The sequence below is a fragment of the Winogradskyella vincentii genome (assembly GCF_020166345.1).
GTDB classification, from domain to species: Bacteria; Bacteroidota; Bacteroidia; order Flavobacteriales; family Flavobacteriaceae; genus Winogradskyella; species Winogradskyella vincentii.
In genome coordinates this window covers 409,387-422,660 of record NZ_JAIUJS010000002.1, presented here as the reverse complement: position 1 = coordinate 422,660, position 13,274 = coordinate 409,387, and the positions used below count along the sequence as shown (strand labels likewise).

Here is a 13,274-nt window from a genome sequence, read left to right as displayed (position 1 = left end):
TAGCTCGCTTTTTAATTAAGTGTATTGATTATTGATTCATATTTTTAATACCATCAATAAATTCGTCTAAACCATGACCTCGGCTAACTAATTCTAATGCTTTATCCGTTATATACTTTACGTTAACAGCATGAAAACCAAGTGCAACACAGAATTTTCTTAATATTTTCTTTTCTTCTTCTTCATGTATTTTATCTACCGCTACCATTCTAGCAAGATCGAATAAACGCTCTAATCTGTGGTCGTAAGATACTGGTGGATTTATAGGATGAGATTCATAATCCTTCATGATTCTTTTGTAATCATGCTCACTGATATTTAATCTGTCTGCTAATCGATCTAGAAATTCTTTTTCCTCTTCCGAGATAACACCATCACTCATAGCAACTCTTACAATAGCTGCAAAATGGTCTTTATTTCGCTTTCTAAATTCGTTATCATATAAATCTGAAATGGACATAAAAATAGGTTTAATAGTCATTAGTTAATGTGGCTACAAATATAATCCTATTCCGAGAATTTATCATTATATAACAGTTCAAAAATTTTATATTTGCACCTTCAAATAAAGGAACTTGAGCAAAGCATTAATTTCCAAAACATATGCAGAGACTTTGCAAGTGCAAAATCTCAGAAATGCTATTGCCCAAACTGAAAATAATACACACCTCAAAGGGTTGGTAGGATCTTCATTTTCATATGTTTTATCCGAAACATTTAGATCTGCTGACAAACCATTTTTATTGATTTTTGATGATAAAGAAGAAGCTGCTTATTTCCTCAACGATTTAGAACAACTTATTAATGATAAAGATGTACTATTTTATCCTGGTAGTTACAGAAGACCTTATCAGATTGAAGAAACAAATAACGCCAATGTATTATTAAGAGCAGAGGTTCTAAACCGTATTAACTCTAGAAGAAAACCTGCCGTAATAGTTACTTATCCTGATGCACTTTTTGAAAAAGTAGTAACCAAAAAAGAACTTGAGAAAAACACCCTTAAAATTTCCGTCGGAAATGAATTGAGTATAGATTTTGTTAACGAAGTGCTTTTTGAATATAAGTTTAAGCGCGTTGATTTTGTGACAGAACCTGGAGAATTTTCCGTAAGAGGTGGTATTGTCGATGTTTTCTCATTTTCTCATGATGAGCCCTACAGGATTGAGTTTTTTGGGGATGAAGTTGACAGTATTAGGACATTTGATGTAGAAACCCAACTCTCCACAGAACGTATTAAAAAGGTTAGTATAATCCCAAATGTTGCTAATAAATTTATTGAAGAGAAACGTGAAAGCTTTCTAAAATATATTTCTTCTAAAACAGTGGTTTTCTCAAAGAATAGCTCACTTTTATTCTCTAGAATTGACGATTTCTACATAAAAGCTGAAGAAGCATTTAAGGAATTATCAAGTGAAATAAAACACGCCTCTCCCTCCGAATTATTCTGTAATTCTGAATTGCTTAAAAGACAATTCTTGGAATATAATTTAGTGGAGTTTGAGTCTTCATCGATTATGGATGGTAAAGTAATAGACTTTAAAACCAAACCTCAACCCGCTTTTAACAAACATTTCAATCTATTAATTGAAGATTTAAACGAAAATCACTCCAATGGAATAGTAAACTATATTGCTTGTGTTAGTGAGCAACAAGCAAAACGATTTCATGACATTTTTGATGATGTTGAAGAGCAGGTTCATTATAAAACCATTGTGATTTCATTGTACCAGGGTTTTATTGATGAGGAACAAAAAATTGCGGTATATACTGATCATCAAATCTTCGATCGCTATCACAAATTCCATTTAAAAAACGGTTATGCAAAAAAGCAGGCTATAACCTTAAAAGAGTTAACCAATTTAGAGGTTGGAGATTATGTAACTCATATTGATCATGGTATCGGTAAGTTTGGCGGTTTGCAAAAAATTATGGTTGAAGGTAAAAAGCAAGAAGCCATAAAATTGGTTTATGGTGAGCGTGATATTCTTTATTTGAGTATTCACTCACTACATAAAATAACCAAGTTTAACGGTAAGGACGGAAAGCCACCTAAAATCTATAAATTAGGTAGTAAAGCTTGGAAAAACCTTAAACAAAAAACCAAATCTCGTGTAAAAGAGATTGCATTTAACCTCATTAAACTATATGCAAAACGAAAACTAAAAAAAGGGTTTCAGTACGCACAGGATAGTTATATGCAACATGAGCTTGAAGCTTCTTTTGTTTATGAAGACACACCAGATCAGACCTCTTCTACAGCAGACATTAAAGCTGATATGGAAAGTGAAAGACCAATGGACCGTTTAGTCTGTGGTGACGTTGGATTTGGTAAAACCGAAGTTGCCATTAGGGCGGCTTTTAAAGCGGTAGATAATGGAAAACAAGTAGCGGTTTTAGTACCTACGACAATTCTAGCTTATCAACATTTCAGAACGTTTACTGAGCGATTAAAAGATTTCCCAGTAACAGTAGATTATGTTAACCGCTTTAGGACAGCAAAGCAAAAAAGAGAGACTCTAGAAGGGTTAGAAAAGGGTAGTATAGATATTATAATAGGGACTCATCAACTCGCAAATAAATCCGTAAAATTCAAAGATTTAGGATTGCTTATTGTTGATGAAGAACAAAAATTTGGCGTCGCAGTAAAAGAAAAACTAAAGACAATTAAGGAAAATGTTGATGTATTAACCCTAACCGCAACACCAATTCCTAGAACACTTCAATTTAGTTTAATGGCAGCGAGAGACTTGTCTGTAATTACAACACCTCCTCCAAATCGTTACCCTATAGAAAGTCATGTTATAAGATTTAATGAGGATACAATTAGAGACGCCATCAGCTATGAAATACAACGTGGTGGTCAAGTCTTTTTTATTCATAATAGAATTGAAAATATAAAAGAGGTTGCTGGTATGATTCAGCGATTAATTCCCGATGCAAAAATCGGTATTGGCCATGGTCAATTAGATGGTAAAAAATTAGAGGAACTAATGTTGGCCTTTATGAATGGCGAATTTGACGTATTAGTTAGCACAACAATTGTTGAAAGTGGTCTAGATGTTCCTAATGCAAATACAATATTTATCAATAACGCCAATAATTTTGGGTTGAGTGACCTTCATCAGATGAGAGGTCGTGTTGGACGCAGCAATAAAAAAGCATTTTGTTATTTCATTACACCAGAGTATACTGCAATGACAACAGATGCAAGAAAACGTATTACCGCTTTAGAGCAGTTTACAGAACTGGGTAGTGGATTCAATATTGCCATGAAAGATCTTGAAATTAGAGGTGCTGGTGATTTGCTAGGAGGTGAACAAAGTGGTTTTATTAATGATATTGGATTTGATACCTATCAAAAGATTTTAAATGAAGCAATTGAGGAATTAAAAGAATCTGAGTTCGCAGATTTATATAAAGATGATGGTAAACCAAAACAATACGTTAAGGATATAACTATCGATACTGATTTTGAATTGCTTTTCCCAGATGATTACGTTAACAACATTACAGAACGGCTTAATCTGTACACCAAGCTCAATGAAATAAAGACAGAAGAAGAACTGCAAAAATTTGAGTCTGAAATTGTTGATAGATTTGGAGAAGTACCAGTGCAGGTATCCGATTTATTTGATAGTGTTCGTTTAAAGTGGGTGGCTGTTAAGTTGGGAATAGAAAAACTGATAATGAAACAAGGTAGACTAATAGGCTATTTTATACAAGATCAGCAAAGTAAATTCTATCAAAGCGATGCTTTTACCAAGGTATTACAGTTTGTTCAATTAAATGCCGGAAAGTGTAAAATGAAAGAGAAAAAAACCAGAAATGGTTTGCGTTTACTTCTCACTTTTGAAAATGTAAAGTCAATAAAACAAGCTTTAGAAACATTATCTAATGTAAATGAGTGATAAAAGCCACATAAATCACTTATTGTGGCTAACAGTAGCCACAATTTTTATTAGTACCTCAGGTGCCCTAGGAAAATTTATTGACTTACCAACTCCAATAATTATTTGGTGGCGATCTGCCTTAGCAGGTGTATTTTTATTACTATTCTGCTTAGCTAAAAAGATTAGTTTAAAGGTTAATAGTGGTCGAGATCGATGGACTTTTTTTTTAGCTTCCATATTTATGGGAGCACATTGGATTACATATTTCTATGCTTTAAAGCTATCTAATGTAGCAATTGGGATGTTGTCATTATTTACTTTCCCTGTGATTATAGCCTTACTAGAACCAATTTTCACAAGAATAAAATTTGATCCAATGCACATTTTACTGGGTATTACTGTGTTAATTGGCGTATATATTCTTGCGCCAGAATTTGACCTTAAAAGTAATCAGCTTCAAGGTATTCTTTTGGGAATTCTCTCAGCAGTTTGTTACTCATTAAGGATTCTTATCTTAAAAACACATGCAACAAACTACAATGGCACCATGTTAATGTTTTACCAAGTAGGAATCCTTGCTATTGTTTTGATGCCTAGTCTTTATTTTTTCGAGGGTTCAAATATAAAGACACAATATCCATATGTATTGCTTCTTGCATTATTAACAACTGCGATAGGTCATACCCTTTTTATAAATAGTCTTAAATACTTTAAAGCCAGTACAGCAAGTATAATTGGGAGTGCACAACCAGTATTTGGAATTATTATAGCTTACTTTTTCTTGAATGAAATACCAACATTACATACATTTGTTGGTGGCTCATTAATACTTGCAACGGTTTTTATTGAAAGTGTTCGCTCTAAAAAGAATTAAAAAACATTATAATTGGCGTAATTATTGAAGCCTTATCGCAGATAACAAATTCACAACATGAAAAAATTAATCCTTGCTTTTATTGTTCTTCCATTCTTGGGTTATTCCCAAAGTGTTTCTGGTACATTTTCACCTTCAAAAGATTTTACATATGCTTTTTTATACAAGGCTTCACCAGAGGGTGCTGATTATGTAAATAGAGGTAAACTTGATAGCCTAGGTCATTTTGAAATACCACTCAATGAAACTGTAACTCCAGGAATATATAAAATTGTATATGCTATTCCACCGGAAGAAAACAATTTTGATTTTATCTATGATGGTAAGGAGTCTGTTGATTTCAACTTTAGTTATGAAAAAGGGGTAGAATTTAAATCTTCTGAAGAAAATAAGCTTTGGAATTCGTATTTAAAAAGTATGGAAATGGTGAATATCACTATTAGTAATTATTACTCAAAAAATATAAAGGACGAGGAAGGATTCAACGCAATTTTCAAAACTTTAAAAGACACACAAAAAGGGTATGAAGATTTAGCGAGTGATAAACTTGTATCTTCTTTCATTCTTGCGAACAGACCTTACATTCCATCGGAATACCAGGATGTGAGTACCTATTCCAATAATTTAAAAAATCATTATCTAAACCAAATAGATTTCAGTAATTATTTATTGCAAAGTTCTTCATTTTTAGTAGACAGAATTACAGCATATGTCTTTAACATGGAGCAAAACCCAAGCAATGACACCTTTAAATCGCATGTAGATGATGTTGCCAAAGCTATTGGAAGTGATAATTCAGAAATTAAAACAACGCTTCTTAAAATATTATGGCAACGGTTTGTAAGTTTAGAAAATCATGAATTGGCCAATTATATTACAGACATGTACTTATTGGAATTGGCAAATACCACAGGCAACATCGTTTTAGCAGAAACTATTACTTCGTATAAAAACACCTCAATTGGCACAAAGGCACCAAATTTTGAAATTAAATCAAAAGATAGCAAATCAGATCTGCATAGTCTTGAAGGTTCCGAGTATTACCTGCTTGTATTTTGGAGCAGCGGCTGTGGTCATTGTTTAAAGGAATTACCAAAAGTAAAAGAACTTGTAACAAACAAATCTAATATTGAAGTAGTTGCCTTTGGTCTCGAAAACGATTCTATTGACTGGACAAAAGAAATAGAGAAATATCCAGATTTTACACATACCATTGGTTTAGGTAAATGGGAAAACCCTATTGTTAAAACTTATGGGATAGCGGCTACACCAATGTATTTTCTCCTCAGTAAGGATAAAATCATAATGTCTAAACCATATGCAATTGAAGACTTAGAAGTCTTATTGAATAACTTGAAATAAAACAGAAAACGCTCAGTAAAACAAAGTGTTTTATCTGAGCGTTTTGAAACTAAATAACCAACCAAAATTTAGCTTCTTGTATTTTCTCTAGGGTTATCTACCTTAGATGTTTTTTGTTTTCTCTTTTTAGGCTTATCTACCTCTTTTGTTACTCTACCTTGAGTATCAGAACTTCTGTAATAAGGTATGTATCCTTTTCCTTCAAACTCATAAATTGTTCCTGAGCTTGGGTGAAGTAACTCAATAGTTCCATCATTGATAACGCTTAGTTCAAAGAATTCATTGTCAAAGAAATCATAATCTAACGTTAAAGTTTTTAGATACATATTTCCTGATACATCTCCAACTCCATACACTCCAGTATAATCCCAGTAAATATTATTTGGGTCGTAAATATTTACATCTTGAGAGCTTCTAAATGTAGAATCATTGCCACCAGACAAAAACTGAATATAGTTCTCATTATCAAACTCATTTAAAGCGCCATAATCGCTAGTGTAAACCTTTTCCCATGCCTCATACTCCTGTAAAAAATAATGGATGTTATCATAGAATATAAAATCATAGTCAAAATTGTTTCTCTGATATCCTCTTAAAAAATAAGACGTATCGTTAAATGGATTATAAAGTTCAATTGTATTGTTATTGATTTGATACACATCAAAACTATCAAATCCGTCAATTATATGATCTACATCTAATATCATATCATATGCCACATAATTTCCGATTGGGACTCCAAAACCATTGCCTTGAACACCAAAATCTACAAGATTATTATTAGCAAAAAGAGTTCCGTTTCTAAACGAAAGTGTAAAAGCAATTTGTAAAAATGGGATTTCACCATAACCTTGAGTTTGATTAATATCAACATACCACAATTCATAAGAATTCAATAATTGATTTAATGATACTCCTGGATTGTTATCCACTATTACTACCTCGTCTGTATAACAGGAAGTAAATAAAGTTGCACTCAATGCAAAACCTAAAAGTAATTTCAATGTCTTCATAATTCAACGGTTTTAAGGTTATTACATTGTTAAATTCAAAACATGTGCCAAAAACTGAAATCACTCATTTTACAATTTGAAAAATTGATTTTCAAATCCTTTAAATCATCGATATTTATTGACTTCGTCTCACTAATAATAACATTAGACTATCCACCAAACTTTCCTTATTTTTGATGCAATTAACAGATGATAATTATATGAGTGAAACAACTAGATATGCTGTTTTTGGTGCAGGAAGTTGGGCTACCGCTATAGTAAAAATGTTATGTGAAAATTTAGATGAGGTTGGTTGGTATATGCGTAGTGCCTATATAAAAGATCACTTAAATAAAGAACAACATAATCCTAGTTATTTAAGTTCTGTGGAGTTTCAATCAGATCAATTGAAGCTAAGTAACGAAATTAACGAAATTGCTGAGTGGGCAGATATTTTAATTTTTGCTATCCCTTCGGCTTTTATGGATTCTGAACTTAAAAAATTAAAAGTAGACATAGGTCAAAAAACGATCGTTTCTGCGGTAAAAGGTATAATCCCTGAATCGGGCTTATTAGTTGGTGAACATTTCCATGATATTTATAATATACCTTTTGAAAATATTGCGGTGATTGCGGGACCATGTCATGCGGAAGAGGTAGCATTAGAGCGGTTATCTTACCTTACAATATCTTGTGCAGATACTAACAAGGCTCAAGCTATTGCTAATAATCTAACAAGCCATTATATCAAAACAAAAATTAGCGATGACATCATAGGTGTAGAATATGCTGTAATGTTAAAGAATATATATGCAATAGCAGCTGGGATAGCTCATGGATTGGGATATGGAGATAATTTTCAAAGTGTTTTAATGAGCAATGCAATACGCGAAATGAAACGTTTTATAAAGAAAATGCACAAAATGAAACGTAATATCAATAATTCAGCATACTTAGGAGATTTATTGGTGACTGGGTATTCTACATTCTCGAGAAATAGAATGTTTGGCAATATGATTGGTAAAGGTTATACGGTTAAATCTGCAATGATGGAAATGAATATGGTGGCAGAGGGTTATTACGCCACAAAAAGTGCAAAATTATTGAATGACAAAAACACAAATAAAACGAGTTTGCCAATTATAAATGCGGTTTATGCAATTTTGTACGAAAACAAAAATCCTAAAAAAGTCTTTAAGAAACTTACCGACCACCTAGATTAAGAGAATCTACTTTACCAAAACTCCTTTTAAATGCATTAATGGAATAGTTTGTAAGGCATTTTGATTAATGGTATTCTTCCTAAACAAATACGTTTTATCAAACATCTGATTTCCTTTAAAAAACGTCACCTTAAACTCATTATTCAATCCTAAAACTGCTTCTTGTAAATATTCAATCTTAGCGTAACTTCTTGCTGGAAGCATCTTCAAAGTGTGACGCATTGGTGGAGTAATCTTTTTATCCGAGTATCCTTTTGATACTATGAGAACTGTATCTAAATCATCGTCACTATCATTAATGATATAGACATTCCAATCCTTAGTTTTATACTCTAAATGCTCCTCTTGAACTACGGCAACAAATACGTTTTTTACTTCTGGGATTTCAATGTCCTTTCTCACAAATTACAATGCTGATTTAAACTGCTCGAGAAAACGAACATCGTTCTCGCTTAACAGACGAATATCACTGATTTGGTGAAGCAATAAAGCAATACGGTCTATTCCCATCCCAAATGCAAAACCAGAATATTCCTTAGAGTCTATACCACAGTTTTCCAAGACATTTGGATCTACCATACCACATCCCATTATTTCTAACCAACCTGTTCCTTTGGTCATTTTATAATCGGTCTCTGTTTCGAGTCCCCAATAAACATCAACCTCAGCACTCGGTTCAGTAAATGGAAAATATGAAGGACGCAATCTAATTTTGGACTTACCAAACATTTCGGTTGTGAAGTATTGAAGTGTTTGTTTTAAGTCTGCAAAACTAACATCTTTATCAATGTATAATCCTTCTACCTGATGGAAAAAACAGTGCGAACGCGCTGATATAGCTTCATTTCTGTACACTCTTCCCGGAGAAATTGTACGAATTGGAGGTTTATTATTTTCCATGTATCGTACCTGAACAGAACTTGTATGTGTACGTAATAAAATATCCGGATCAGTCTGAATAAAAAACGTATCCTGCATGTCTCTTGCCGGATGATATTCAGGTAAATTAAGTGCTGTGAAATTGTGCCAATCGTCTTCTATTTCAGGACCTTCACTTACATTGAATCCTATACGTGAGAATATGTCTATAATCTGATTTTTAACAATCGAAATTGGATGACGAGCACCTAAAGCTATAGGATCACCAGGACGTGATAAATCACCATAAATACCTTTATCTTCATCTTGTTGCTCTAAAGCATCTTTTAGAGCATTTACCTTATCTTCAGCCGTTTTCTTTAGCTGATTTATAGTTTGGCCAAATTCCTTCTTCTGCTCGTTTGCTACGTTTTTAAACTCAGCAAAATATTGTTTTAAAAGCCCTTTAGAACCAAGGTATTTAATTCTAAACGCTTCAACTTCTTCTTTTGACTGAGCAGAAAATGCTTCAGCTTCTGCAATGAGTTCTTTTAACTTATCTATCATTCTCTCCTAATTTCAGATCGCAAATTTAAAAATTCTTAGTCGATATACTCTGTTTCAACAAAATAGTTCACAATAGCCTCCTTCATAAGCACACTTTGTTCACCTGCTTTGAGATGAGGTAGTTGTTCTTTAACCTTATAGTGTGGCCAGCCTTCATCATCAACAAAATCAAACTCATAAAAACCATATGGTGTCAAAAGTTTGCAAATTGCAATATGCATCAAGTCTAACTTGTGGTCTTTTTTATATTCACGATGAATTTGACCGAGTTCTTGAACACCTATTAAATATATAATTGCATCTAAGTCTAAAGTATCACCATCAGCAAATTGTTTTGATAGTTTTTCTACAACTAAATCCCAGCGTTCTTTTAATTGTTCATCTCGTGCCATAATTTATCTACCACTTCTCTCGTTATAAGATTAGCAAAGTTAATTTATATTTGCTTAAACCGCTATAATTATGAGTATCATTGACATTATTTTAGGAGCCTTAATTTTGTTTGGCTTAATCAGAGGAGCTATGAAAGGTCTGTTTGTAGAAATTGCCTCTTTATTAGCACTTGTACTAGGTATTTACGGTGCAATTCATTTTAGTTATTTCGCTGCTGGATTTCTTGAATCTGAGGTAGACTGGAATGAAAAAACCATCAATATTGTTGCTTTTGCCATAACTTTTGTCATTATTGTTTTGGCTATAAGCTTAGCAGGGAAAGCGCTCACTAAATTGGCAGATTTTGCTGCTTTAGGCCTGTTAAATAAATTGCTCGGTGGCGCTTTTGGTGCCCTAAAAATTGGTCTTATTCTCAGTATTCTATTAATCGTTTTTAATAAACTTAATAAAACACTTCCTTTTGTGGATAAGGAAGATCTTGAGGAAAGTGTACTTTACGAACCTGTAAAATCCTTAGCGCCAATGATTTTCCCTACCCTAATAAAAAGTGAATCAGGACAAGAGGAAGCAAGTGAGACTGATGCTTAAAGCATTTCAACCTTACCTGTATGGAGACTATATACACCACCAACTATAGCTATTTCCCCATTGTCTTCCATCTCAGCTAAAATTTGGCTCTTACTTCTTATTCTATCAATTGTCATTCTAACATTATTTGCAACAGTTTTTGCAACAAATTCTTTGTTCGATGAGTTAGCTTCACCTTCCACTTCATCAGCAGATTTCCTTACAGCAGGCATTATATTTTCTAACATTGCTGTAATATTTCCCAATTCTACACCATCACAAGCCGCTTTTACAGCACCACAACTCTCATGACCTAAAACCAAAATCAGTTTGCTACCTGCTACATTGCACGAGTATTCTAAACTTCCTAAAATATCCGTATTTTCAAAATTCCCAGCTACTCTCGCCACGAAAATATCGCCAATAGCTTGATCTAAAACAGTTTCAACAGGTACTCTAGAATCTATACAAGAAAGGACAACAGCTTTTGGATATTGACCGCTAGTTGTTTGATTAACCAAGGAGCCATTATCTGCACCTTCAGGTTTTCCATCAACAAATCTTTGGTTACCATCTAATAAATCTTGTAATACTCCATTTGGTGTAAATGCACTTTGCACATCTTTTGTTATCGCTATATTTTTCATTTTAATTTATATAGTTAATATTTATCTTCTATGTTTATTATAATCCATTCTAGACAAGATTCAAATTCTTCAAAAATATGCTCTTCTGGAATAAAATCTGGAATAATATCTATACGCTCCATCATATATCTCGGTTGTTCTAATAATCCTACAAATAATACTTCAACATTTCTAATTTTAAGATCTTGAATCATATCCTCCATGGCATATAGACCAGATTGATCCATATATTGCATTCTATCTAAGCGCATTATCACAATTGAAGCAGATTCGGGAATCTGTAAAGCAAGTGCCTGAAATTCGCTAGTAGATCCAAAAAATAATGGGCCTTTCAAATGTTTAATGAATACCTCTTCCTTTAGTGCCTGAGGAAAGTTAGTTTCATCTGGCCAATTTTCTTCTCTCAATGATTTTACATCACTTCGTTTTGCTGTAAGATCTCCTATTTTCTTCATAAACATCAAAGACGCTATGACCAAACCTATGCCAACCGCATAAACCAAATTCCAAAACGTTGATAGTAGTAAAACAACAATCATAATTATAACTTCAGAACTCAACCTTAATGGTCCAATCTTTATATCCTTTGGTAAATTAGGTATTGCTCTGAGACCCTTATAATCCATAACTCCAATACCAACCGTTATAAGAATACCTGCTAGTACTGCAGCTGGAATTCTTGATGCCAGTGGGGCCATTGCTAGTAGAATGAAAAACAATAAAACACCCGCTATCATACCTGATAATCTTGTTTTTCCACCAGCATTTATATTAACAACCGTTCTTATCGTTGCTCCTGCACCTGGAATCCCTCCAAAAATTGAGGCGATTGTATTACCAATTCCTTGGCCAATTAATTCCTTATCAGGCTTGTGTTTAGTCTTAGTCATATTATCTGCCACCACACTGGTAAGTAACGAATCTATAGCCCCTAACAATGATAAGGTCAATGCTGTAAAGATATATGGTGATACACTACTAATATTAAAACTTGTGAAAATCTCTAGTCTTGGTAATGGCAATTCTTGTGGTATCGTTGGGATTGGTTTGTAATCTAAATTTCCAATAATCGCTATCGCAGACACAACAATGAGTGCAACTAAAGTACTTGGTATTTTCTTAGTTATTCGTTTAAAGCCATAGATTACAAAAATAGTTCCCAAGGCTAGTATTAACTCGAGCCAATTAATATTACCGAGCGCTCTAGGTAAAAGCTTTAAAGCACCCATAACACTCTTAGACTCTTTAGTAGCAAGGTTTATGGACTCTTTTACAATATCATCTTCTGTAATTTCTTTTGTTTTTTCAATGGTTTTATTGAATTCCTCTAAAACCAAAATACCATCAACAGCTTCATCCTTAATAATCTTTTCTAAGATAACTTCTTCTGCCTCAGGTCTAAACTTGTATACAAATTCATTATCCTGACTTGCATTATATCCTAAAATTGGCAGTAATTGAGTGACTAAGATCATAACACCAATAGCCGTCATAAATCCAGATACCACTGGATATGGTATATAGCGAATATATTTACCAACGCCAATAATACCCAATCCTATCTGCATTAATCCGGCTAATAAAAACACCGTTAAAATTGCTGGTAATGCCTTCTCAACACTACCTCCATAGGTGCCAATTAGGCCCGCAATCACAACCATGCTTAAGGCGGTCATTGGTGCTGTTGGACCAGATATTTGAGTATTTGTACCTCCAAATAGTGCGGCGAAAAAACTAATGAAAATAGCACCGTATAGTCCAGCACTAGGTCCTAAACCAGATTGAACCCCAAATGCTAGAGCAAGAGGTAATGCAACTATCCCAGCAGTAATTCCACCAAAGGCATCGCCTTTTATATTAGAAAAGAAATTTTTCATATGTATTACCTCACTGAGATT

The 13,274-nt window shown here is 33.4% G+C and carries 12 protein-coding genes; 5 read left to right on the top strand and 7 right to left on the bottom strand.

The window, feature by feature from the left end; translation table 11 throughout:
- Nucleotides 1-28 precede the first annotated feature (28 nt).
- Complete coding sequence (locus LBV24_RS05065) at nt 29-460, bottom strand: TerB family tellurite resistance protein (RefSeq protein WP_224477504.1); 432 nt, start codon at nt 458-460, stop codon at nt 29-31.
- Nucleotides 461-575: 115 nt separating this feature from the next.
- Here LBV24_RS05065 and mfd point away from each other — a divergent pair, with 115 nt between their 5' ends.
- The 3 genes from mfd to LBV24_RS05050 are packed head-to-tail and all read left to right on the top strand — an operon-like array spanning nt 576 to nt 6,129.
- Nucleotides 576-3,911 carry a transcription-repair coupling factor gene (gene mfd / locus LBV24_RS05060; RefSeq protein ID WP_224477503.1) on the top strand — a complete coding sequence of 1,112 codons (3,336 nt, stop codon included), beginning with the start codon at nt 576-578 and terminating at the stop codon, nt 3,909-3,911.
- Nucleotides 3,904-4,767: a DMT family transporter gene (locus tag LBV24_RS05055; protein ID WP_224477502.1), complete on the top strand. Its 864-nt coding sequence runs from the start codon at nt 3,904-3,906 to the stop codon at nt 4,765-4,767. The genes mfd and LBV24_RS05055 overlap by 8 nt, the downstream gene beginning before the upstream one ends.
- Before the next feature lie 57 nt (nt 4,768-4,824).
- A complete protein-coding gene (locus LBV24_RS05050) occupies nt 4,825-6,129 on the top strand; it encodes a TlpA family protein disulfide reductase (RefSeq protein WP_224477501.1) in 1,305 nt (434 codons plus the stop codon).
- Between the two features lie 68 nt (nt 6,130-6,197).
- Here LBV24_RS05050 and LBV24_RS05045 read toward each other — a convergent pair whose 3' ends face one another.
- Nucleotides 6,198-7,142 (bottom strand): nicotinic acid mononucleotide adenyltransferase, encoded by a 945-nt coding sequence (locus tag LBV24_RS05045; RefSeq protein ID WP_224477500.1) that lies wholly within the window; start codon nt 7,140-7,142, stop codon nt 6,198-6,200.
- A gap of 200 nt (nt 7,143-7,342) precedes the next feature.
- Between LBV24_RS05045 and LBV24_RS05040 the strand changes: the two genes are divergently transcribed.
- A complete protein-coding gene (locus LBV24_RS05040) occupies nt 7,343-8,344 on the top strand; it encodes an NAD(P)H-dependent glycerol-3-phosphate dehydrogenase (RefSeq protein ID WP_224477659.1) in 1,002 nt (333 codons plus the stop codon).
- A 6-nt stretch (nt 8,345-8,350) separates the two neighbouring features.
- On the opposite strand, the gene LBV24_RS05035 is transcribed toward LBV24_RS05040, so the two are convergent.
- The 3 genes from LBV24_RS05035 to LBV24_RS05025 are packed head-to-tail and all read right to left on the bottom strand — an operon-like array spanning nt 8,351 to nt 10,161.
- Nucleotides 8,351-8,746: a hypothetical protein gene (locus LBV24_RS05035; protein ID WP_224477499.1), complete on the bottom strand. Its 396-nt coding sequence runs from the start codon at nt 8,744-8,746 to the stop codon at nt 8,351-8,353.
- Between the two features lie 3 nt (nt 8,747-8,749).
- Complete coding sequence (gene pheS, locus LBV24_RS05030; protein WP_224477498.1) at nt 8,750-9,769, bottom strand: phenylalanine--tRNA ligase subunit alpha; 1,020 nt, start codon at nt 9,767-9,769, stop codon at nt 8,750-8,752.
- A gap of 35 nt (nt 9,770-9,804) precedes the next feature.
- Nucleotides 9,805-10,161, bottom strand: a complete 357-nt coding sequence (locus LBV24_RS05025; protein ID WP_224477497.1) for a hypothetical protein — start codon at nt 10,159-10,161, stop codon at nt 9,805-9,807.
- Nucleotides 10,162-10,231: 70 nt separating this feature from the next.
- Between LBV24_RS05025 and LBV24_RS05020 the strand changes: the two genes are divergently transcribed.
- Nucleotides 10,232-10,750, top strand: a complete 519-nt coding sequence (locus tag LBV24_RS05020; RefSeq protein WP_224477496.1) for a CvpA family protein — start codon at nt 10,232-10,234, stop codon at nt 10,748-10,750.
- Here the strand turns inward: LBV24_RS05020 and LBV24_RS05015 are convergent.
- Nucleotides 10,747-11,376: a carbonic anhydrase family protein gene (locus LBV24_RS05015; RefSeq protein ID WP_224477495.1), complete on the bottom strand. Its 630-nt coding sequence runs from the start codon at nt 11,374-11,376 to the stop codon at nt 10,747-10,749. The genes LBV24_RS05020 and LBV24_RS05015 overlap by 4 nt on opposite strands.
- Before the next feature lie 14 nt (nt 11,377-11,390).
- Nucleotides 11,391-13,253: a SulP family inorganic anion transporter gene (locus LBV24_RS05010; RefSeq protein WP_224477494.1), complete on the bottom strand. Its 1,863-nt coding sequence runs from the start codon at nt 13,251-13,253 to the stop codon at nt 11,391-11,393.
- Nucleotides 13,254-13,274 lie beyond the last annotated feature (21 nt).

What these genes read in the sequence shown, in the direction of transcription:
- LBV24_RS05065 (WP_224477504.1), bottom strand. Translation starts at nt 460, where the DNA reads ATGTCCATTTCAGATTTATATGATAACGAATTTAGAAAGCGAAATAAA.
- LBV24_RS05055 (WP_224477502.1), top strand. Translation starts at nt 3,904, where the DNA reads ATGAGTGATAAAAGCCACATAAATCACTTATTGTGGCTAACAGTAGCC.
- LBV24_RS05050 (WP_224477501.1), top strand. Translation starts at nt 4,825, where the DNA reads ATGAAAAAATTAATCCTTGCTTTTATTGTTCTTCCATTCTTGGGTTAT.
- LBV24_RS05045 (WP_224477500.1), bottom strand. Translation starts at nt 7,142, where the DNA reads ATGAAGACATTGAAATTACTTTTAGGTTTTGCATTGAGTGCAACTTTA.
- LBV24_RS05040 (WP_224477659.1), top strand. Translation starts at nt 7,343, where the DNA reads ATGAGTGAAACAACTAGATATGCTGTTTTTGGTGCAGGAAGTTGGGCT.
- pheS (WP_224477498.1), bottom strand. Translation starts at nt 9,769, where the DNA reads ATGATAGATAAGTTAAAAGAACTCATTGCAGAAGCTGAAGCATTTTCT.
- LBV24_RS05025 (WP_224477497.1), bottom strand. Translation starts at nt 10,161, where the DNA reads ATGGCACGAGATGAACAATTAAAAGAACGCTGGGATTTAGTTGTAGAA.
- LBV24_RS05020 (WP_224477496.1), top strand. Translation starts at nt 10,232, where the DNA reads ATGAGTATCATTGACATTATTTTAGGAGCCTTAATTTTGTTTGGCTTA.
- LBV24_RS05015 (WP_224477495.1), bottom strand. Translation starts at nt 11,376, where the DNA reads ATGAAAAATATAGCGATAACAAAAGATGTGCAAAGTGCATTTACACCA.
- LBV24_RS05010 (WP_224477494.1), bottom strand. Translation starts at nt 13,253, where the DNA reads ATGAAAAATTTCTTTTCTAATATAAAAGGCGATGCCTTTGGTGGAATT.